Genomic DNA, 19,143 nt, shown 5'->3' with positions numbered 1-19,143 from the left:
GACTTCGATCACCACACCCCGCCGGCCGGGGACGCGGGTCGCGGGCGCCAACGTCCCGCCAACCCGCGCCACACCACCACCCGCCCGCAGCCCCTCATGATCAACGGCACAGATCGGCCGCCCGGACGACCACAGAACGACTTCGATCACCGAACCTCGCCGGCCGGGGACGCGGGTCGCGGGCGCCGGCCTCTCCGGGCGCCGGGCCGCGGGCGCCAGCCACTCCGGGCGCCGGGCCGCGGGCGCGGGTCGTTCCGGGTGCCGGGCGGCGGCGGGCGGTCGCATGTCAGCCGACCCTCCGCAGCGCGGCGGCCGCCTTGCGCGGCATCCGTGCGTCGTGGACCGGCGGCAGCGGCCCTTCCAGCGCAGGCAGCCACAGCGTCACCTCACGCGCGGCGCTCGCCGCGCCCCGGCCGCGGGCCTGGATGGTCAGCTCCCGGCAGCGCAGCCGCCCCCGCCCCTCGCCGAGCCCGCCCCAGCTCTGCTGGACCGGGGTCACCGTCACGTCCGCGCCCGCCCACGTCCCGGCCGGCATGAGGACGCTGCCCCGTTGCCGGGCCCGCGCCGCCAGCCGCCCCGCCACCGACGGCGCCACCGTCCCCGGCACCGCCGCCACCACGATGTCCACCCCGTCGAGCAACGCCGCGACGGTGCCCGCCCACTCGGTCCCCGGATGCGGCACCAACGCCAGCCGCTCGAGCGCGATCCCCATCTCCGCCGCCGCCACCGGACTCAACGCCGGCATCCCCACCACCGCACACCACGACCCGGCCCGGCTCGCCGCCGCCAGCAACGCCAGCAGCACCGACGACGTCTGCACCGCGATCGTCGCACCCCGCCGCAGCCCACCTCCGGGCAGCAACGCCCGCAGCCCCGCGAGCACCGGCAGCACCTTCCCCGCCCCGAGGCCCGCCCCACCGGCGTGCTCGCTCGCCGGCCGCACCATCCCCGCCCCGACCAGCCCAGCCAGCCCTGCGACCCCGGCAACCCCACCCGCCGCCGGCCGGCCCGCCTTACTCCCACCCCACCGCTCCACGACCGCCGGCCGCTCGACGCTCGCAGACCGCTCGACGCTCGCAGACCGCTCGACGCCCGCCGACTGCTCGACGCCCGCTTGCTGCTCCACGCCCGCGGACCGCTCGCCGCCCGCTTGCTGCTCCACGACCGCCGGTCGACCGCCGACCGCCCGCAGCCGCCCACCTCCGGCGCCCGCTCCCAGCTCCTGACGACGGCCGGCTCGACCGGACCCGGCGGCTGGCTGCCTCGCGGGAGGTCCGCCGGGGACCGAGGCGAGCCGCCTCGGATGGCCCGGATCGCGGGACGACGAGCCCGGAACGGAAGCAGGCAGAACCGGCGGAGTGGCCGGGGGCTGGGCAGCGTTGCTCACGCCGGTAGTCCTGACCGCGGCGTCGACATCGGCGTCGACGTCGGTGTCGACGGGTGTGTCGTAGGACTCGGCGGCCGCCGAAGCCGACATGCCAGCCACGGCACCCTGCTCCCCCACTGTCTGTGCTGTCCTCCCGCCGCGCTTCCTGCCACGGCGGGCTCTTCCGACCCAGCTGTCCTGCCCCCGGCTCAGCCCACCCGCCTGAGGTCGACTCCAGCGGAAACCCCGAGACCCACGAAAGCGTTAATCAGGTCCAACCATGGCAAATCGGGCACCACAAACGGTGGTGAACGGCCGTTGCCGATCTGGGACCAGGAATGCGTGACAGCCTCAGCCGCCCGCGCCGACCGCCGCCGACGTCAGCGCCCGGCGGAATAGCGCCCCGAGCGGGCGACGCACGGCGCGAGGCGGTGCCGGACTGGACGGGTGAGGGCTGAGTGCCGAGTCAGCTCGCCAGGCCCTCGAGCCTGGGCTGATAGGAAAGGCCGAGGCCGACCTCGACCACGGCGATGAACTGCTCCGCGGAGCGCATCAGGTCGTCGGCCTCCCGGGCGGTGACCACCCGCGGGATGCCCGCCTCCGCGGCGGAACGCTTGCTGGCGCCGGCGGCGAAATAGGCCGCCCACTCGGTCAGCTCGGGTGCGACGAGCACCAGCAGCGACCACACGCTCGTCACCCGGCTGCGGCGGCCCGGCGCGGCGGGCACGGCCCGGGCGGCGAGGACGGCCGCGGCGGCGCGCAGCGCGGCGAGGTGGGCAGTGGCATAGCGCATGCCGTCGGTGCGGATCTCCGCCGCCTCCTCGAGGCCGCGGCGGGCGAGGGTCAAGAGCTCCCGTGGCGTGCGGTGGGGAAGCGCATGCGCGGGAACCGGAAGCTGCTGCCGGGACACACCGCCGGCCGGACCGGCGACCGCGGGGGTGGCCGGGGCGCCCGGGAATCGACTGATGTTGGACGAGTGGGTCGAACGGTTCGCCGGCATCGGTGTCTCCCTCTGTGGTGCGTCGGCGGGACCCGCCATGGGTGCCCGTGGTGCGTGCGGGCCGCCGCTGGGGGAGTAGCGGCGACGCGCGGGTCGGAACAGCTCGGACAGCGGTCGAACGGCGACGTCGCCGGCCGGGCGTGGAGCTTCCCCACACCACCCCCGGCCGGCGGGCCGGCTGGGTCGCTGCCCGCCGCCCGGGGGTCGTGGGCGGCGGGCAGCGACCCCACCTGAGGCCAGACCCGCGAAAATCCGGCCTCCGCGGTGTCGCGGACCGCGCTCGGGAAGAGCGCCGCGAATCGCCTTCCCGAAGCAGTTCGAACACTCGTTCGACTGGGATAAGACTACACCCGGGGGGTGGGGGAGGTGCAACGGCGCGGGGAGATTTTTCGAACATCCGTTCGCACGATCATCCGGTCGTGTCAGTCTCCGCCGAGGGGTGCAGGTGGGTGCGCTGGCCGTCGTGGTCGAAGACGCAGAGGATCTCCGCCGGGCCGCCGTGGGCACCGATGGCGTGCGGCGTCATGGTGGAGAACGCCGCCGCCTGGCCGGCCTCGACCAGGATGGTCCGCTCCCCCAGCCGCAGCACGACCGTCCCCGACAGCACCGTGAACCAGTCCTTGCCGGGGTGCACCCGCAGGTCGCCGGGGACTGGGCGGGTGATGCGCATCTTGGCCACGAACACGCCGTGCGGCCCGGGCTCGGGGGTCAGCATCCAGGTGGTCATCCCGTGCACCGTGTCCCGCCGCGGCCGGATCACCACGTCCTCGTCGTCCGGGGACTCCACCAGCTGGTCGAGGGTGGTCCCCAGCGCCCGGGCGATCGGGGCGAGTTGGTCCAGGGCGATGCGCCGGTGGCCCGTCTCGATCCGGCTCAGCGTGGAGGGGCTCAGGTAGCACCGGGAGGCGAGGTCGTCCAGCGACCAGCCCCTGGCCACCCGCAGCCCGCGGATCCGCTTGCGAACCAGCTCGTCGAGCGCACCGTCTTGCGTCATACGCAAGAGCATATGTCGGTGACGCAATCAGCGGCTACCTTGGCACCATGGCACACGATCACCAGCACGAAGCACACGGACACGAGCACCACGGACACGAGCACTACGGACACGAGCACCACGGACACGAGCACCACGGACACGGGGACCACGGACACGGGGACCACGGCGACCACCAGGAGCTCGCCGACATCCTCGACCTCGACGCCGAGGTGCTGCACGAGCACCTGACCGAGGCCATGGCCTGGGTGCACGAGCACGCCGGCCCCGCCGCCACCGTCCTGGACCTGGGTGCCGGCACCGGCGCCGGCACGTTCGCCCTGGCCCGACGCTTCCCCGAGGCGCAGGTCACCGCCGTCGACGTGTCCCCGCAGATGCTGGAGCACATCCGGCGCAAGGCGGAGGCGATGGGCGTACCCGAGCGGATCCGGACGATCGAGGCCGACCTCGACACCACCCCGCCCGGCACGCTGCCCACGGCCGATCTGGTGTGGGCCGCCAACTCGCTGCACCACCTGGCCGACCCCGTCGCCACGCTGCGCGGCATCCGCGGCGTGATCCGTCCCGGCGGGCGCCTCGTGGTGCTGGAGATGGACGCGTTCCCGCGGTTCCTGCCCGGCGACCCGATCGAGGAGCGCTGCCACGCCCTGGTCGCCGAGGCGCGGGCCGGCGACATGCCGCACCTCGGTGCCGACTGGGCGCCGCTGCTGCGGGCGGCCGGGTTCACGGTCGAGGCCACGCACCGCTTCGAGATCGACCTGCGCCCCCCGCTGCCCGAGGCCGCCGTTCGGTACGCGCAGACGACCCTCCGCCGCCTCCGGCAGGGACTCCAGGACCGGCTGAACCCGGCCGACCTGGCCGCGCTGGAGGTCCTGGCCGAAGACGTACCGCACCGCGGGGACCTCGCCGTCCAGGCCCGCCGCACCGCCTGGTCCGCCCGGCCGTAAGCACGCAGCCTCCGGAAGGGGTAAGGAGTGGAGCACTCCCTACCCCTGACCTGTACCCTCTGCGGGTGACTCACCAGCCCCGCCCCGCCACCGGTGTCGCGATGGTCCTCGCCGGCAGCGCCCTGTTCGCCGTCAACGGCACCGTCTCCAAGCTCGCCGCCGGGACCGGGATCGACGCGCCGCAGCTCACCACGCTGCGGGCCGGCGGCGCCGCGCTGGGGCTGTTCGCGCTGGCGCTGGTGTTCCGCCCGGCCGGACTGCGGGTCAGCCGCCGCGAGGTGCCGATGCTCGTCGCGTACGGCCTCGCCGGCTTCTTCTTCGTCCCCATGCTCTACTTCGTGGGCATCGGGCGGCTGCCCGTCGGCATCAGCCTGCTGTTCGAGTACACGGCGCCGGTCCTGGTCGCGCTGTGGGCGCGGTTCGTGCAGGGGCACGCGGTGCGGCCCAGGCTGTGGGCTGGGCTCGCCGCGAGCCTCGCCGGCCTGGCCTGCGTGGCGGAGATCTGGGGCGAGCTGCGCCTCGACGCGGTCGGGGTGGCCGCCGCGCTCGGCGCCGCCGTGCTGCTGGCCGCCTACTACCTGCTCAGCGCCCGCGGCGTGACGAGCCGCGACACGCTGTCGCTGACCGCGTACGCGTTCGGGGTGTCCGCCCTGGCCGGGTCGGTGGTGCGGCCCTGGTGGGACTTCGACTTCGCCCGCACCACGGTCACCACGCGCGGCGTCCCGGTGTGGCTGCTGCTGACGTACATGGTGCTCGGCGGGTCGATCGCGTCGTACCTGCTGCTCGCCGGAGCGATGCGGCACCTGCCGCCGACCAGCGTCGGCATCATCGGCATGTCGGAGCCGGTGATCGCGACCGCGGTGGCCTGGCTGGTCCTGCACGAGCACCTCAACGTCGCGCAGATCTGCGGCGGTGTGCTGATCCTGGCCGGGGTCGCGCTCGCCGAGACCGCCCGGGTCAAACCGCAGCCGGCGCAGCGCGAGCCGGAAACTGTCGGTGCCCCCAACTAGAGTCGACCGCATGCAGGTACATCCCAACGTGCAGGCGGTCCAAGACGCACTCGACGCCGCCGGGGCCCGCGCCACCGATGGCAGCCCTTGCCAGGTCCGGGTCCTCACCGAGCCGGTGCACACCGCCGTGGCCGCCGCGGAGGCGGTCGGGGTCGAGGTCGGCCAGATCGCCAACTCGCTGATTTTCGACACCGGCGGCGACCCGCTGCTGGTCCTCACGTCCGGCGCACACCGCGTCGACACCGCGAAGGTCGCCGCGCTGCTCGGCATCGGCAAGAGCCGGGTGAAGCGCGCCAGCGCCGAGTTCGTGCGGGAGCACACCGGCCAGGTCATCGGCGGGGTGTCGCCGCTGGGCCACCCGAAGCCGGTACACACGCTCGTCGACGTCGATTTACAGCAGTACGCGGAGATCTGGGCCGCCGGCGGCATCCCGCAGGCCGTGTTCCCGATCACGTACGCCGAGCTGGTCCGCATCACCGACGGCACGCCGGCCGAGGTTGCGTGACGGTCCGGCTGCACGTGTGGCGGGTGCGGCCCGCGGCCGTGCCCGCGGCGATGTGGGGCATGGCGGTCGACCGGCGGCGGCTGCGCCGCGACGCGGACTTCGTGAAGCTGCTCGGCACCGGCAAGGGCAGCGAGTTCGGCGCGGACAAGGCCGACCTGACCCGCTGGGCCGCGCTCGTCGTCGGCGACACCGCGGTGAGCCCGCCGATGCGCGGCGCCGTGGCGAAGTGCGTCCTCACCCTGGATCCGATCGCCAGTCGCGGCACGTGGGCGGGGCGGGAGCCGTTCGATGCACGTACCAGAGCCGGAAAAACCGACATGATCGCTGTCCTGACCAGGGCCAGGCTGAAGGCCCGCAGGGCGCCCGCGTTCTGGAGGGCCATCGATCCGGTCTCCCGGGCGTTGCAAAACGCCGAGGGCCTGATCTGCGCGTTCGGCATCGGCGAGGCACCCGTAGGATTCCAGGGCACCGTCAGCCTCTGGCGCGGTGCGGCGGATGTCGTCCGTTTCGCGTACCGTCAGCCCGAGCATGCCGCCGTCGTGGACCGCACACCCCGCGAGGGCTGGTATGCGGAGGAGTTGTTCGCCCGGTTCCGCGTGCTGGACGTCACCGGCGACCGTGAGGTGATCGGTTGGAGGGACCGCCCGTGAGGCTCGTGCGGTGGCGCGGGGAGGACCTCCTCGCGCGGCTCGACGACGTCATCGCCGTCTACGGGGAGGCGATGGGCTACTCGGTCCAGCTGCTGCAGACCCGCCGCGGCTACGTGGCCGGTCACACCCGGCGCGAGTCGTTCCAGGCGGTCGCGACCCTCGACGACGAGGACACCCTGCTCGGCTTCGGCTACGGCTACCGCGGCACGTCCGGGCAGTGGTGGCACGACCAGGTGCGCAACGCGCTGCGCCGCGAGCACCGCAAGTACTGGCTCAGCAACTGCTTCGAGATCGTCGAGCTGCACGTCCGCCCGCACGCGCAGGGCCACGGCATCGGCGCCCGGCAGCTGCACGACCTGCTCACCAACGCGCCGCAGCAGACCGCGCTGCTGTCCACGCCGGAGGCGCCGGAGGACACGTCCCGCGCGTGGCGGCTCTACCGGCGCTTCGGCTTCGTCGACGTGCTGCGGCACTTCAACTTCCCGGGCGACGACCGCCCGTTCGCCGTCCTCGGCCGGCAACTGCCGCTGTGAAGCTCTGGCCGCTGCTCGGCGTGCTCGTCCTCGTCGAGATCGCGTACCCGCTCGTGCACGGCAGCACCCGCGCCGCGCTGACCGTCGCCACCGTCGTCGCCGGCTACCTGCTGTCCGTCGGGCACGCCTGGTGGTCCCGCGGTCCGCGCGCCGCGGCACTGCTCGTGGCCGTCACCACCGGTGGCGGGTTCGCGGTCGAGGCGGTCGGCCGGGAGACCGGGTACCCCTTCGGCGACTACGACTACACCGGAGCGCTCGGGCCGCGCCTGATGGGCGTACCGCTGGTGATCCCACTGGCGTGGACCTGGATGGCGTGGCCGGCGTGGGTGGCCGCCGCCCGCCTCACCGAGCGGCGCTGGCTGCGGGTCGGCGCCGCCGGGCTGGGCCTGGCCGCCTGGGACCTCTTCCTCGACCCGCAGATGGTCGGCGAGGGCTACTGGCGCTGGGACTCCCCCGGCGCGACCCTGCCCGGCGTGCCGGACATCCCGCTGACCAACTATCTCGGTTGGCTCCTGGTGGCATTGGTACTGGCGGCCGCCCTCACCTTCACCGTCACCGGCCCGGTACGCGGGGACGATGGGGTGATGTACGCGCTGTACCTGTGGACGTACGGCTCCAGCGTCCTCGCGCACGCGGTGTTCCTGGACATGCCGGCCTCGGCGGCGTGGGGGGCGCTGGGCATGGGACTGGTCGCGGTGCCGTTGGCGGTGACGCTGTGGCGCTCGCGGTCCTGACCCTGGTGCTGACCGGGGTGGTGCTGGCGCTGACGGTGCACACGCTGGTCAACGCCCGGCTGCTGCGCCGTCCGCCATCGGCGGGCGCGGCTGCCTCGGGAGGCTCGACGGATGCGGCTGCTTCGGGGGACTCGGCGGAGGCGGCTGTTTCGGGGGACTCGACGGATGCGGCTGCTTCGAGGGACTCGGTTTTGGGCAGCGCCGCCGGCGCTGTGGCGGCCGCCGGCCAGGTCGCGGTGCTGCTGCCGCTGCGGGACGAGGCGGCGCGGGTCGAGCCGTGCCTGCGGGCGCTGCTGGCCCTGCGCGGCGCGCCCCGGCTGGTCGTCCTCGACGACGGCTCCACCGACGGCACCGCCGACCTGGTCAGGGCGGTCGGCGGGGACAGGGTCACGCTGCTGACCGGCGGGCCGCTGCCGCCGGGGTGGCTCGGCAAGCCGCACGCCTGCCAGCAGCTCGCCGACGCCGCCGGGGACGCCGACCTGCTGGTCTTCCTCGACGCCGACGTGGTACTGCGGGAGGACGCCGTCCGGGCGGCTGCCGTCGTACTCGACGATGCGGGGGCGGATCTGCTCAGCCCGTACCCGCGCATCACGGCGGGCAGCGCCGGTGAGCGGCTCGTCCAGCCGCTGCTGCAGTGGTCGTGGCTGACGTTCCTGCCGCTGCGGGCGATGGAACGCTCCCCGAGGCCGTCGCTCGCCGCAGCCGGCGGGCAGTTCCTGCTGGTGCGCCGGGCCGCCTACGACCGGGCCGGCGGCCACGCGGCGGTGCGCGACAAGGTCCTGGAGGACATCGAGCTGGCCCGGGCGGTGAAACGCACCGGCGGCCGGATCGCGCTCGCCAACGGCTCCAGCCTCGCGACCTGCCGGATGTACACGTCGTGGCGGGAGGTCGTCGACGGCTACAGCAAGTCGCTGTGGGCGTCGTTCGGCTCCCCCGCCGGCGCCGCGGCCGTCGTGTCGCTGCTGCTCAGCCTGTACGTCGTGCTCCCCCTCACCGTCCTAGCCGGCCAGTGGTGGGGTGCGGCCGGCTACCTGCTGGGCGTGGCGGGCCGGGTCGTCAGCGCCCGGACGACCGGCGGCCGGGCCTGGCCCGACGCGCTCGCCCATCCCGTGTCCGTGCTGCTGTTCGCCTGGCTGGTCGCCCGCTCGTTCCGCCGACGCGGCCGGGTCACCTGGAAGGGGCGCCCGACATGGCAACCGTGACCGGTGCCCCTCTCATCCGGAAGGGGCGCCCGGCATGGCGACCGTGACCGTCATCGGTGCCGGGGTCGGCGGGCTCGCCACGGCGGCCCGGCTCGCCGCCGCCGGGCACCGCGTCACCGTGTTCGAGCAGGCGGCCGTGGCCGGCGGCAAGCTCGGCCGGCACGAGCGGGTCACCGGCGCCGGCACGTTCCGCTTCGACACCGGCCCGAGCCTGTTCACGCTGCCACAGGTCGCGGCGGAGCTGTTCGCGCACACCGGCGGCCCCGCCCCGGAGCTGGACCTGGTCGCGCTGGATCCGCTGGTACGGCACCGCTTCCCCGACGGCACGACCCTGGACTCGTGCGCAGGGGCCGGCTTCGCCGACCGGATCGGCGACGCGTTCGGCGCCACGGCCGCGCAGGACTGGCGGCGGCTGTGGCGGCGCGCCGGGCGCGTCTGGGACACCTCGTGGCGGCACGTGCTGACCGCCCCGGTCGACGGTCCGCTGCAGCTGGCGGGGCTGGCGTGGCGGCTGCGCGACCTCGCCGCGATCGCTCCCGGCCGGACCCTGCGCGGCCTGGGCCGCCGCCACCTGCGCGACCCGCGGCTGCGGATGCTGCTGGACCGGTACGCCACCTACACCGGCGCCGACCCGCGCCGGGCGCCGGCCGCGCTGCTCGCGATCCCGTACGCGGAGCTCGAGTTCGGCGGCTGGTACCTGCGCGGCGGCCTCGGCACGCTCGCCGACGCACTGCTCGCCCGGTGCGCGGCGCTCGGCGTCACCGTCCACCTCGGTACGCCCGTCGAGTCCGTCCTGGTGGAGGGTTCCCGGGCGGCGGGGGTCGTCCTCGCCGGCGGCACAACGGTCCGCAGCGACCTGGTGGTCGCCAACGCCGACGCCCTGCACGTCTACCGCGACCTGCTGCCGTCACCGCGCCGCGCGGCCGCTCTCACGCAGCGCAGCCTCGGCGGTTTCGTCCTGCTGCTCGGCGTCCGCGGCACGACGCCGCAGCTGGCGCACCACACGGTGTTCTTCCCCGACGACTACGACGCCGAGTTCGACGCCATCTTCGGCCGCCCGGCCCGGCCGCCCGCGGACCCGACGGTGTTCGTCACGTCGGCCGCCGACCCAGCTGCCCGCCCCGACGGCCACGAGGCGTGGTTCGTGCTGGTCAACGCCCCGCCGCAGGGTGCCTTCGACTGGCGCGCGCCCGGCGTCGCCGACGGGTACGCCGACCGGGTCCTCGCCGTCCTCGCGGCCCGCGGGGTCGACGTCCGGGACCGGCTGCTGTTCCGCGACGTGCTGACCCCGGCCGACCTGGAGACCGCGACCCGCTCCCCCGGCGGCGCGATCTACGGCACCGCCAGCCACGGCCTCACCGGGCTGCTCCGCCCGCCGAACCGGGGCACGGTCCGGGACCTGTTCCTGGTCGGCGGGTCGGTCCACCCCGGCGGCGGCCTGCCGCTGGTGATGCTGTCCGCGAAGATCGTCGCCGACCGGATCGGCGCCGCGTAGCTCAGGCCGCTCGGCCCTGGTACGACGCCCGGCCCTGGCACGACTCCCGGCCCTGGGACGGTGTCAGGACAGGGCGCGGCGGACGCCGGCGACGAGCTGGACGAAGCCGGCGACGCCCAGCCCGGCCATGACGACGAGCACCGTGAGGGCCGTCGCGTCCTGCCAGCGCCCCACAAGACCCGCACCCGCCAGGGCGAGCAGCCCGAAGATCGTGACGAGCACGCGCGTCGGCCGCTCCGCCACGGTGACCGTGCCGATGTCGGACATGCCGGCGACGGTGGCGCGGGCTCGCACGTACTCATGCAGCCACATCAACCCGCAGCAACCGGCGGCGAGCCAGGCCGGCCCGCCGAGGATGACCAGTGCCACGAGCCAGCAGGCCTCGGCGACCCGGTCGGCGGCGGAATCGTAGACCTGGCCGAGACGGCTCGCCCGGCCGGTGACCACGGCCAGGACGCCGTCGACGGTGTCCGCGACCGCGGAGAGCAGCACCAGCACCGCACCCGCGAGCACCCAGCCGCGGCCGCCGGCCACCGCGACGGGCACCGCCGCCGACAGCAGGAGCCCGAGGACGGTGACCGAGTTCGGGCTGCGGACGCCGATCTTTATGACGGCGGCGCCCAGCTCGTACGACATGCGCAGCCAACCTCGCACGAGCGGCGACGCGGATCTGGGGTCATATCCGCCGTGCGCCGCCGCCCACCGCTCGGCGTAGCCGTCCCAGTCGCGGACGTCAGACGCGTGCGCCGACACCGAGTTGCTGCCAGACCTCTCGCGTGGCCGTCGACCGGTTGAGCGTGATGAAGTGGATGCCCGGCACGCCCTCGTCGAGGAGCCGCTCGCACATCTCGCTGGCCAGGTCGATGCCCAGGCGGCGGACCGCCTGCGGGTCGTCGGCGATGCGGTCGAACCGCTCGGCCAGCGCGGGCGGGAACGGCGCACCGGACAGCTGCTGGGAGCGGGCGATGGTGCCCATCGCGGTGACCGGCATGACCCCGGCCACGATCGGGGTCTCGCAGCCGGCCGCCGCGACCCGGTCCCGCAGCCGCAGGTAGTCGTCGGCGTCGAAGAACATCTGGGTGATCGCGAAGTCGGCGCCGGCCCGGCATTTGCGGACGAAGTTGGCGGTGTCGGACTCGATGTCGGCCGACCGCGGATGCTTGTACGGAAACGCCGCCACCCCGACGCTGAAGTCGCCGGACTCGCGGACGAGCCGCACCAGCTCCTCCGCGTAGAGCACCCCTTGCGGGTGCTGGACCCACTCCCCCATCGGGTCGCCCGGCGGGTCGCCGCGCACCAGCAGGAAGTTGCGGATGCCGGCGCCGGCCAGCTGGCCGATGACGTTGCGCAGCTCGGCCACGGAGTGGTTGACGGCGGTCAGGTGCGCCATCGGCAGCAACGTCGTCTCCGTCGCCACCCGCTCCGTCACGGCGACCGTGGTGTCCCGGGTGGTGCCGCCGGCACCGTACGTGATGGAGACGAACGACGGCCGCAGCGGCTCCAGCTCCCGGATCGCCTGCCAGAGCTGACGCTCGCCCTCAGGGGTCTTCGGCGGGAAGAACTCGAACGAGAACGTCGGCGCCGGCCCGGCGACCAGGTCACCGATCGCCGCGGGTCCGCCACCCATCACAGAAGGAAGTCCAGAAGCCACGTCCCGACTGTAGTGCCACCGGCGCCGCTGCCGGGAGCTCCGTGGGCGCCGAATCATGTCGTACCCGTGGGGTAGAAAGATGTTGGACGGTTCGACGTCCGCGGGCCACGCGAAGCCTGCGGCCGGCGGGCGTCCTGCTGGGCCGCGAGCGGACGGGGGTCGCTGGTTCCAGGAGGTCGTGACCGATGTCCCAGTGGATCGACCCGCCGGCACGCCCGGGCGACTCGCTCGGCGTGCTGCTGACCCGGCTGCGCCAGGCGCAGGGCAAGTCGCAGGTGCGGCTTGCCGGGCTGCTGTGCGCCGCGTCCGGGCTGCCGACGCTGACCCGCCACGAGATCTCCAGGTGGGAGCGGGAGGAGCGCATCCCGAGCCGGGTCTGGCTGGGCTGGCTCGCGCTCGTGCTCGACACCCCGCTCGACGACCTGGAGCGCGCCGCGGCGCTGACCCGCCGGCGGAGGGAGCCAACCATGATCATGACGTTGACGTTGACCGCGACGACCAGCCCGCCGGGTGCGACGGCTGCGACGGGCACCGCGGCACAGCCGGACGCCACGGCGCCGGCGGGCTCGGCGGCGCCGGCGGGTGACACAGCGCGGAGCGGACCCGGCCGGCCGGATCGGATCGTGGCGGGTCCCGGCACGGCCGACGGGACTGGTCCTGCCACAGACAGCGGACCTGCCCGGCCCGGGACCAGTCCTGCCACAGATCGCCGGCAGGACCGGCGGGAAACTGATGCTGCCCCGGACCGGCGGGAGCGCATCGCCGAGCTGCGGCGCATGGACGACCTGCTCGCCGGGCCCGAGCTACTTGCGCTGGTGCTCGGCGAGCTGCGCTCCGCCGCCCGTGACACGGCCGCCGGGGCGAGGTCCGCGGCGGACGTGGCGGAGCTGACCCAGCTGCACGCGTGGGTGGCCGCCGACGCGGGCCGGCGCCCGCAGGACGGCGTGCAGCGTCAAGGGGTGCGAGCGGCGCTCGCCGCCGGTGACCGGGCCCTCGCCGGGCACCTGCTCGGCTGCCACGCCCATCTGGTCGCGGAGCGCGGCGACGGTCCGGCGGCCCTGCGCTTCGCCGGCACAGCCGAGCGGGTCGCGGCCGGCAGCGACCCGGCGACCGCCACGGTGCTGCCGCTGCGGGTCGCGTTCGCCGCCGCGCGGGCCGGTGACCGGCACACCTGCGATGCGGCCCTCGCCCGGGCGCAGGACGCGCACGCCCGCAGGGTGCCCGGGCTCGACCCGCCGTGGCTGTACTGGCTGGACACCGCCCACGTGGACGCCCTGGCCGGGCTGTGCCTCGCCGCTTCGGGGCGTCCCGAAGCGGCGCTGTCCCGCCTCGCGGCCGCGGCGCAGGGCCCGACAGTCCGCCTGCGCGCCGCCGGCCTGGTGAGTGCCGCCACCGCCGAGGCCCACCTTGCCACCGGCGACCTCGACGCCGCCTGCGCCGCGGCGACCATGGCGCTGCTCATGTGTGTGGACTCGGGGTCGTTCCGGGTGCTGGACCGGCTGCGGCGCCTCGGGCCTGCCCTGCACGCTGCCGCCGGGCCGGGGAGGCCACCCGCCGCGTTGCGGGCATACGCGGACCTGGCGCACTCGGCCGCCGCCTACCTACCGGGCGCCGCCCCGGCCGCCGCCGCCCCGGCCGCCGCCGCCCCGGCCGCCGTCCAGCCGGCGCCGACGCCGGGCGCCGCCTGCCTGCCGGACGCCGCTCGCCTGCCGGGCGCCACCCCAGCCGCCGCCCCGGGCGCCGCTTACCCGTCAGGCGCCACCCCAGCCGCCGCGCACCCGCCGGGTGCCCCGGCCGCCGTCCAGCCGGTGCCGGCGCTGACGCCGGTCAGCCAGGCCGCGCCGACCGGGCGCACGAGAAGTCCGGCAAGCCAGGCAAGCCCGACCGACCGGGTGGGTGCGCTCGGCCGGACCGATCCTGCCGGGCCGGCAGACCTGCGGAGAAGGGCGGCAAGCTGACCACGGCTCCCCACCTGTCAGGCTCGCCACCTCGACCCGGGTCGCCGGCGACCACGGGAAGGGGCGTTCTGCCGTGACGTTCCGCAAAGAGTCCGATTCGCTCCGTTGCCGCAGGCGGGTCCGTGTCCACCGGCCCGCCCCGCTGGCGGCCCGCTGGCGGCCCGCTGGCGGCCCGCTATCCGCCCCGCTGGTGGCCCGCTGGTGGCCCGCTGGTGGCCCGACCGGTCACAGAGTGGGGACCGGAGCGGCAGGCGCGGCTGTTTCGGGCTAGCGTCTCTGCCGTGAGCCACCCTTTCCTCGACCGGGCCGACCTTCGCACGCGGGTGCGGCAGGCGCTCGGTGACTTCCTGCGCCGGCGGCGGACCCGGCTGGCCGAGATCGAGCTGGAGGCCCTGGCCCCGGTCGCGGACGCGATCGAGGCGCTCGTGCTGCAGGGCGGCAAGCGGCTGCGGCCGGCGTTCGCGTACTGGGGGCACCGCGGGGCCGGCGGCGCCGACGACGACGCGGTGGTGGCGGCGGTGGCGGCGCTGGAGCTGGTGCAGGCCAGCGCGCTGATCCACGACGACGTCATGGACGGGTCGGAGACGCGGCGCGGGGAGCCGGCGGTGCACCGCAGGTTCGCGAAGCTGCACGCGGAGGCGGGCTGGCGGGGTGACCCCGCGGGGTTCGGCACGGCGGCGGCGATCCTGCTCGGCGACCTGTGCCTGGTGTGGTCCGACGAGATGCTGCACGCCAGCGGGGTGGCGCCGGAGGCGCTGGGCCGGGCGCGGCCGGTGTTCGACGAGATGCGCACCGAGGTGACGATCGGGCAGTACCTGGACGTGCAGACGCAGGCGACCGGGGACACGTCGACGGCGCGGGCGAGCCTGGTGGCGCGGTACAAGTCGGCGAAGTACACGATCGAGCGGCCGTTGCTGCTCGGGGCGGCGCTCGCCGGGGCGTCGCAGACCTTGGTGAAGGCCTACGAGGGGTACGGGTTGCCGCTCGGCGAGGCGTTCCAGCTGCGCGACGACGTGCTCGGCGTGTTCGGCGACCCGGCGGTGACGGGCAAGCCCGCCGGCGACGACCTGCGGGAGGGCAAGCGCACCTACCTGATCGCGGCGGCCCTGGAGAACGGGGCGCCGGCCGGGGTGTTCACCGAGCTGCTCGGCAACCCCGACCTGGACGCCGATGGGGTGGCCCGGTTGCGGGAGGTGATCGTGGACAGCGGGGCGCTGCGGCGCACCGAGGACAGGATCGGGCACCTGACCGCGGAGGCGCTGGGGGCGCTGGACGGGGCGCAGGTCACCGAGGAGGCGCGGGAGGTCCTGGCCGGTCTGGCCCAGGCTGCGACGCAGCGGACAGTCTGACCCACAGCGACAGCGTCACCACGATCAGGGCGAAGCCGAACGCGAGGTCCTCGACAGGGGCGTACACGAGCCTGATGCCGAGGATGTCGTCGGAGTTGTAGAGGACCACGCCCCGCCCGGTGAGCACGCCGTTGGACAGCAGCTGGAAGCCGAAGATGATCGGGTACGTGCACCAGAACACGCGCCCGAGCACGATGCGGCTGCGCAGCACGAACACGTCGATCAGCACCGCGACGAGCACGCCCAGGACGGCCGCCGCCGTGTACGTCACGGCCGCCGCCGGGCGGCGAGGCGCAGCAGGGTCTGCCGGGTCGCCTCGAAGCCGAGGATCGCGCAGACCGGCACGACGAGGAAGAACAGGACCTCCTCGAGCGGCAGGCCGCCCGGGAACACGACGCCGAGCATCTGGGCCGGGTCGAACGTCCAGTGCCCGGCGCGGATCGCCAGGAGGTCCCACACGACGAACACGGCCGCGACGGGCGCGATGGTCAGGGCGAGGCGCCGCACCTGCCGGAGCACGCCGACCTTCAGCAGCGGCTCGAGCCACAGCGCGCCGAAGAGACAGCCGGCGAGCACCAGCAGATACGTCAGGTGCGTGAGCACCGTCAGAAGCCCAGCGCCTGCGCGCGGCGCTTGACCTCGGTCGCGCGGTTACCGCGCAGCGCCTCGGCGGGGGTGCCCGGCAGGGTGTCGTCGGGCGTGTACAGCCACCGCAGCGCCTCTTCGTCGTTGTACCCAGCGTCGTGCAACACCGTGAGGACGCCGGGCAGGTGCTTCACCACGCCGTCGTCGTTGATGAAGTCGGCCGGCACGCGCAGCACACCGTCGGTACGGACGGCGATGATCTTGCGCTCCCGGACGAGCTGGTGCACCCGGTTGACCGGGATGCCGAGGCGCTCAGCGACGTCCGGCATGGTCAGCCACTCGGTTGGGCCCACAGGTTGTTCGGTCACAGGGAACACAGTGCCATGTCGCTGCGACGACAACTGACGGAGGGGAACGGCTGTGGGGCTCTGGCTCAAGGTCCACCGTGAGGTCACCGGTGCCTGGCGCTCCGCGTGCTACGACGTGTACCGGCAGGTGAGCCGCCGGAAGCTGGCCCAGCTGCTGACGCAGGAGACGGCCGAGTTCGCGCCGCGGCACCGGGCCCCGGACGCGCCGCGCCGGCCCCGGCGGGTGGCGGCGACCAGCGGCGTCGCGCTGCTCGTCGCCGGCGGGGCGGCCGGGACGTACCTGGCGGTCGCGGGCAGCCTGACCGCGCTGCGCACGCCACCGCCGCCGGCGCCGGTCGCCGCCGCGGGCGGGCCGGAGGTCACCGGCGCGGACGTGACCGAGGGCGCGCCGGCGCAGCCGCAGCCGACGCACGCCCGGCCGCAGGTGCGCCGGTCCGCGCCGCCGCCGGTGCTGGCGATGCCGGCGGTGCCGCCGTCCGCGGGGCAGCCCACGACGAACACCCCGGAGAGCACGCCGACGCCGTCGGCCAGCCCCAGCCCGAGCGCGTCCGCCAGTGCGTCACCGTCCGCATCGGTACCGTCGCCCACACGTACGGCCTCAAAGACCCCGAAACAGGGACAAAGCAGTGTCGGTATGGCAGGGCGCTGAGGAAACCGGTTCACCAGCCGTACACTCGCAGCCAATGGATACCACGGTCGCCGATCCTCTTCTCGGGGCGCTTGTAGACGGGCGCTACCGCGTTCGCTCCCGTGTCGCCAAAGGCGGCATGGCGACGGTCTACACCGCACTCGACGAGCGGCTCGAGCGCACCGTCGCCCTCAAGATCATCCATCCGGCACAGTCGCACGATTCGCAGTTCGTCAACCGGTTCACCGACGAGGCGAAGACGATCGCCCGGCTGACCCATCCCAACGTCGTCGCCGTGTACGACCAGGGCACCCACCACGGCCTGCCGTACCTGGTGATGGAGTTCGTGCGGGGCCGCACGCTGCGCGAGGTGCTCGCCGAGCGCCGCCGCCTGCAGCCGCAGGAAGCCCTCGCGATCATGGAGCAGATGCTGGCCGCGATCGCCGCCGCGCACCGCGCCGGCCTCGTGCACCGCGACGTGAAGCCGGAGAACGTCCTGGTCGCCGAGGCGCCCGGGGACACCCACAACCTCATCGACGGCGTGGTCAAGGTCGCCGACTTCGGCCTGGCCCGCGCGGTCGAGGCGAGTGCCGACGAGACCGGCTCGCACCTCATGGCCACCGTTGCCTATGTCGCGCCGGAGCTCGTCACCGACGGCCACGCCGACCCGCGCACCGACGTGTACTCGGCCGGCATCGTGCTGTTCGAGATGCTCACCGGGCGGGTGCCCTACGAGGCGGACCGTCCCGTCGAGGTCGCGTGGCAGCACGTGGACCGCGACGTGCCGTTCCCCTCGCGGTACACCCCGGGGCTGCCCTCGGCGGTCGACGACCTGGTGATCAGGGCGACCCGCCGCGACCCCGGCGCCCGCCCGACCGACGCCGGCGCGATGCTCGCCGAGGTGCAGGCGGCCCGCGAGAACATCGGCGTGGAGATCGCCACCCGCTCGCGGCCCCTGGCGCAGCCGACGGTGATCGTGCCGCAGGTCGAGTCGGTCCCGCAGAACGTGTACCGCACCGGCACGGTCGAGCCGGCCCGCCCGTCCTGGTCACGGCTGCCCAGCCCGGCACCGTCGCAGCAGGTGGCGCGGCGTCGCCGGGCGCAGGAGGAGCCGGCCGGTCCCGCCGCCCGGCTCAGCGAGCTGCTCGCACAGATCAACGCCAACCCGCGGACCCGCCTGACGGTGATCGCGGCGATGCTCGCGGTGGGCCTGCTCGTCGCGGTCGGCGGATACTGGATCGGCGTCGGTCGCTACACCGACACCCCCGACCTCACCACGATGACCAGCGACATGGCTGGCCAGCAGGCGCGGGCCGCCGGGTTCAAGGTCAAGTTCGGGCCGCCGCGGTTCGACACGAAGATCCCCAAGGACAAGGTGCTCGCGCAGAACCCCGCAGCGCACTCGCGCATCCTCGACGGCGGCACGATCACGCTGACGCTGTCGCTCGGGCCCGAGATCCACAAGGTCCCGGACATCGCCGGCAAGGAGTACGACCTCGCCCTCGTCGACGTGCAGGCGACCGGGCTGCTGGCGACCCGCGCCGAGAAATTCGACGACGCGGTCCCGGCGGGGTACGTGATCGAGACCGAACCGAGGATCGGCACCGAGGTCCAGCCCGGCCAGACGATCAAGGTGTTCGTCAGCAAGGGCCCCAACCCGGTCAAGGTGCCGCTCGTCATCGGCAAGAACATCGAGGACGCCAAGCAAGCCCTCGCCAAGGTGAAGATCACCGTCGGCAAGGTCGAGGCCGTCGACAGCGACAAGCCCAGGGACGAGGTCATCTCCCAGAGCATCGGCGACGGCAACAGCGTCACCGACGGCATGGTCATCGACCTGCAGATCTCGAAGGGCCCGGCGCTGCTCACCGTCCCCGAGGTCCGGGGCATGCAGCTCGACGAGGCCAAGCGGAACCTGGAGGCGATGGGCTTCGCCGTCGACCCACAGGGCTTCGGCACCGTGCGCCAGATGGACCCGCAGCCGGGCACGCAGGTCCCGCCGGGCACCCGGATCCGTCTGCTGGCGTACTTCTAGTGGTCACGAAGGCACCGGCCGGCGGGCGCAGGCCCGCCGCCGGTCAGTCCCGCGTCGCCGGCAAGTGCGCAACCGCCGCGACCACACAGCACGCGACCGGCAAGCCTGCCGCGCGGTCCGGCGCCGGCCTGACGCC

Annotated in this window: 20 protein-coding genes; 11 read left to right on the top strand and 9 right to left on the bottom strand. The window is 74.5% G+C overall.

Annotated elements, in window-relative coordinates:
* Nucleotides 1-286 precede the first annotated feature (286 nt).
* From AB0H83_RS16080 to AB0H83_RS16070, 3 genes are all read right to left on the bottom strand, one after another.
* A complete protein-coding gene (locus tag AB0H83_RS16080) occupies nucleotides 287-946 on the bottom strand; it encodes a hypothetical protein (protein ID WP_360093757.1) in 660 nt (219 codons plus the stop codon).
* 886 nt (nucleotides 947-1,832) lie between these two features.
* Entirely contained in the window at nucleotides 1,833-2,366 is a 534-nt protein-coding gene (locus tag AB0H83_RS16075; RefSeq protein WP_360093402.1) for an SAV_6107 family HEPN domain-containing protein, read from the bottom strand.
* 409 nt (nucleotides 2,367-2,775) lie between these two features.
* Entirely contained in the window at nucleotides 2,776-3,360 is a 585-nt protein-coding gene (locus AB0H83_RS16070) for an XRE family transcriptional regulator (protein ID WP_360093399.1), read from the bottom strand.
* Between the two features lie 47 nt (nucleotides 3,361-3,407).
* On the opposite strand from AB0H83_RS16070, the gene AB0H83_RS16065 reads away from it, so the two are divergent.
* From AB0H83_RS16065 to crtI, 8 genes are all read left to right on the top strand, one after another.
* Nucleotides 3,408-4,307 (top strand): class I SAM-dependent methyltransferase, encoded by a 900-nt coding sequence (locus AB0H83_RS16065; RefSeq protein ID WP_360093396.1) that lies wholly within the window; start codon nucleotides 3,408-3,410, stop codon nucleotides 4,305-4,307.
* 65 nt (nucleotides 4,308-4,372) lie between these two features.
* Entirely contained in the window at nucleotides 4,373-5,317 is a 945-nt protein-coding gene (locus AB0H83_RS16060; RefSeq protein ID WP_360093393.1) for an EamA family transporter, read from the top strand.
* A 10-nt stretch (nucleotides 5,318-5,327) separates the two neighbouring features.
* Nucleotides 5,328-5,822, top strand: a complete 495-nt coding sequence (locus AB0H83_RS16055) for a YbaK/EbsC family protein (protein WP_360093390.1) — start codon at nucleotides 5,328-5,330, stop codon at nucleotides 5,820-5,822.
* Between the two features lie 50 nt (nucleotides 5,823-5,872).
* Nucleotides 5,873-6,472, top strand: coding sequence for a monooxygenase (locus AB0H83_RS16050; protein ID WP_360093754.1), 600 nt, complete (start codon nucleotides 5,873-5,875; stop codon nucleotides 6,470-6,472).
* Nucleotides 6,469-7,005 (top strand): GNAT family N-acetyltransferase, encoded by a 537-nt coding sequence (locus tag AB0H83_RS16045; RefSeq protein ID WP_360093386.1) that lies wholly within the window; start codon nucleotides 6,469-6,471, stop codon nucleotides 7,003-7,005. The genes AB0H83_RS16050 and AB0H83_RS16045 overlap by 4 nt, the downstream gene beginning before the upstream one ends.
* The gene (locus AB0H83_RS16040) at nucleotides 7,002-7,739 is read left to right on the top strand and encodes a carotenoid biosynthesis protein (protein WP_360093383.1); all 738 of its coding nucleotides are present in this window, start codon (nucleotides 7,002-7,004) and stop codon (nucleotides 7,737-7,739) included. Before AB0H83_RS16045 ends, AB0H83_RS16040 begins: the two co-directional genes overlap by 4 nt.
* Nucleotides 7,721-8,941 (top strand): glycosyltransferase, encoded by a 1,221-nt coding sequence (locus tag AB0H83_RS16035; RefSeq protein WP_360093380.1) that lies wholly within the window; start codon nucleotides 7,721-7,723, stop codon nucleotides 8,939-8,941. Before AB0H83_RS16040 ends, AB0H83_RS16035 begins: the two co-directional genes overlap by 19 nt.
* Nucleotides 8,942-8,975: 34 nt before the next feature.
* A complete protein-coding gene (gene crtI, locus AB0H83_RS16030) occupies nucleotides 8,976-10,436 on the top strand; it encodes a phytoene desaturase family protein (protein WP_360093377.1) in 1,461 nt (486 codons plus the stop codon).
* Between the two features lie 63 nt (nucleotides 10,437-10,499).
* Here the strand turns inward: crtI and AB0H83_RS16025 are convergent, their stop codons facing one another.
* Nucleotides 10,500-11,189: a CDP-alcohol phosphatidyltransferase family protein gene (locus tag AB0H83_RS16025; protein ID WP_360093374.1), complete on the bottom strand. Its 690-nt coding sequence runs from the start codon at nucleotides 11,187-11,189 to the stop codon at nucleotides 10,500-10,502.
* Nucleotides 11,170-12,087, bottom strand: a complete 918-nt coding sequence (metF, locus tag AB0H83_RS16020; protein ID WP_360093371.1) for a methylenetetrahydrofolate reductase [NAD(P)H] — start codon at nucleotides 12,085-12,087, stop codon at nucleotides 11,170-11,172. The genes AB0H83_RS16025 and metF overlap by 20 nt, the downstream gene beginning before the upstream one ends.
* 185 nt (nucleotides 12,088-12,272) lie before the next feature.
* Between metF and AB0H83_RS16015 the strand changes: the two genes are divergently transcribed.
* Nucleotides 12,273-14,045, top strand: coding sequence for a helix-turn-helix transcriptional regulator (locus AB0H83_RS16015; protein WP_360093368.1), 1,773 nt, complete (start codon nucleotides 12,273-12,275; stop codon nucleotides 14,043-14,045).
* A gap of 281 nt (nucleotides 14,046-14,326) precedes the next feature.
* Nucleotides 14,327-15,394 carry a polyprenyl synthetase family protein gene (locus AB0H83_RS16010; RefSeq protein ID WP_360093365.1) on the top strand — a complete coding sequence of 356 codons (1,068 nt, stop codon included), beginning with the start codon at nucleotides 14,327-14,329 and terminating at the stop codon, nucleotides 15,392-15,394.
* Here the strand turns inward: AB0H83_RS16010 and AB0H83_RS16005 are convergent.
* The 4 genes from AB0H83_RS16005 to AB0H83_RS15990 all read right to left on the bottom strand — a co-directional run bounded on the left by AB0H83_RS16005 (nucleotide 15,330) and on the right by AB0H83_RS15990 (nucleotide 16,935).
* Nucleotides 15,330-15,665, bottom strand: a complete 336-nt coding sequence (locus AB0H83_RS16005) for a lycopene cyclase domain-containing protein (RefSeq protein ID WP_360093362.1) — start codon at nucleotides 15,663-15,665, stop codon at nucleotides 15,330-15,332. The two genes, AB0H83_RS16010 and AB0H83_RS16005, sit on opposite strands and share 65 nt — an antisense overlap.
* Nucleotides 15,662-15,997, bottom strand: coding sequence for a lycopene cyclase domain-containing protein (locus AB0H83_RS16000; protein ID WP_360093359.1), 336 nt, complete (start codon nucleotides 15,995-15,997; stop codon nucleotides 15,662-15,664). Before AB0H83_RS16000 ends, AB0H83_RS16005 begins: the two co-directional genes overlap by 4 nt.
* A gap of 2 nt (nucleotides 15,998-15,999) precedes the next feature.
* A complete protein-coding gene (locus tag AB0H83_RS15995; RefSeq protein WP_360093356.1) occupies nucleotides 16,000-16,356 on the bottom strand; it encodes an Rv2175c family DNA-binding protein in 357 nt (118 codons plus the stop codon).
* 99 nt (nucleotides 16,357-16,455) lie between these two features.
* Nucleotides 16,456-16,935: a hypothetical protein gene (locus AB0H83_RS15990; RefSeq protein WP_360093353.1), complete on the bottom strand. Its 480-nt coding sequence runs from the start codon at nucleotides 16,933-16,935 to the stop codon at nucleotides 16,456-16,458.
* A 95-nt stretch (nucleotides 16,936-17,030) separates the two neighbouring features.
* Here AB0H83_RS15990 and AB0H83_RS15985 point away from each other — a divergent pair, with 95 nt between their 5' ends.
* Nucleotides 17,031-19,007, top strand: a complete 1,977-nt coding sequence (locus AB0H83_RS15985; protein ID WP_360093350.1) for a PASTA domain-containing protein — start codon at nucleotides 17,031-17,033, stop codon at nucleotides 19,005-19,007.
* The last annotated feature ends 136 nt before the right edge of the window (nucleotides 19,008-19,143 follow it).

The organism is Dactylosporangium sp. NPDC050688 (assembly GCF_040654515.1).
In the GTDB taxonomy this organism is placed as follows: Bacteria; Actinomycetota; Actinomycetes; order Mycobacteriales; family Micromonosporaceae; genus Dactylosporangium.
The sequence above is the reverse complement of the archived record's forward strand: the minus strand, read 5'-3'. Positions and strand labels throughout refer to the sequence as shown.

Coding starts and splice junctions, on each gene's coding strand:
- AB0H83_RS16080 (WP_360093757.1), bottom strand. CDS start 946: ATGGTGCGGCCGGCGAGCGAGCACGCCGGTGGGGCGGGCCTCGGGGCG.
- AB0H83_RS16050 (WP_360093754.1), top strand. CDS start 5,873: ATGTGGGGCATGGCGGTCGACCGGCGGCGGCTGCGCCGCGACGCGGAC.
- AB0H83_RS16075 (WP_360093402.1), bottom strand. CDS start 2,366: ATGCCGGCGAACCGTTCGACCCACTCGTCCAACATCAGTCGATTCCCG.
- AB0H83_RS16055 (WP_360093390.1), top strand. CDS start 5,328: ATGCAGGTACATCCCAACGTGCAGGCGGTCCAAGACGCACTCGACGCC.
- AB0H83_RS16065 (WP_360093396.1), top strand. CDS start 3,408: ATGGCACACGATCACCAGCACGAAGCACACGGACACGAGCACCACGGA.
- AB0H83_RS16070 (WP_360093399.1), bottom strand. CDS start 3,360: ATGACGCAAGACGGTGCGCTCGACGAGCTGGTTCGCAAGCGGATCCGC.
- AB0H83_RS15985 (WP_360093350.1), top strand. CDS start 17,031: ATGGATACCACGGTCGCCGATCCTCTTCTCGGGGCGCTTGTAGACGGG.
- crtI (WP_360093377.1), top strand. CDS start 8,976: ATGGCGACCGTGACCGTCATCGGTGCCGGGGTCGGCGGGCTCGCCACG.
- AB0H83_RS16015 (WP_360093368.1), top strand. CDS start 12,273: ATGTCCCAGTGGATCGACCCGCCGGCACGCCCGGGCGACTCGCTCGGC.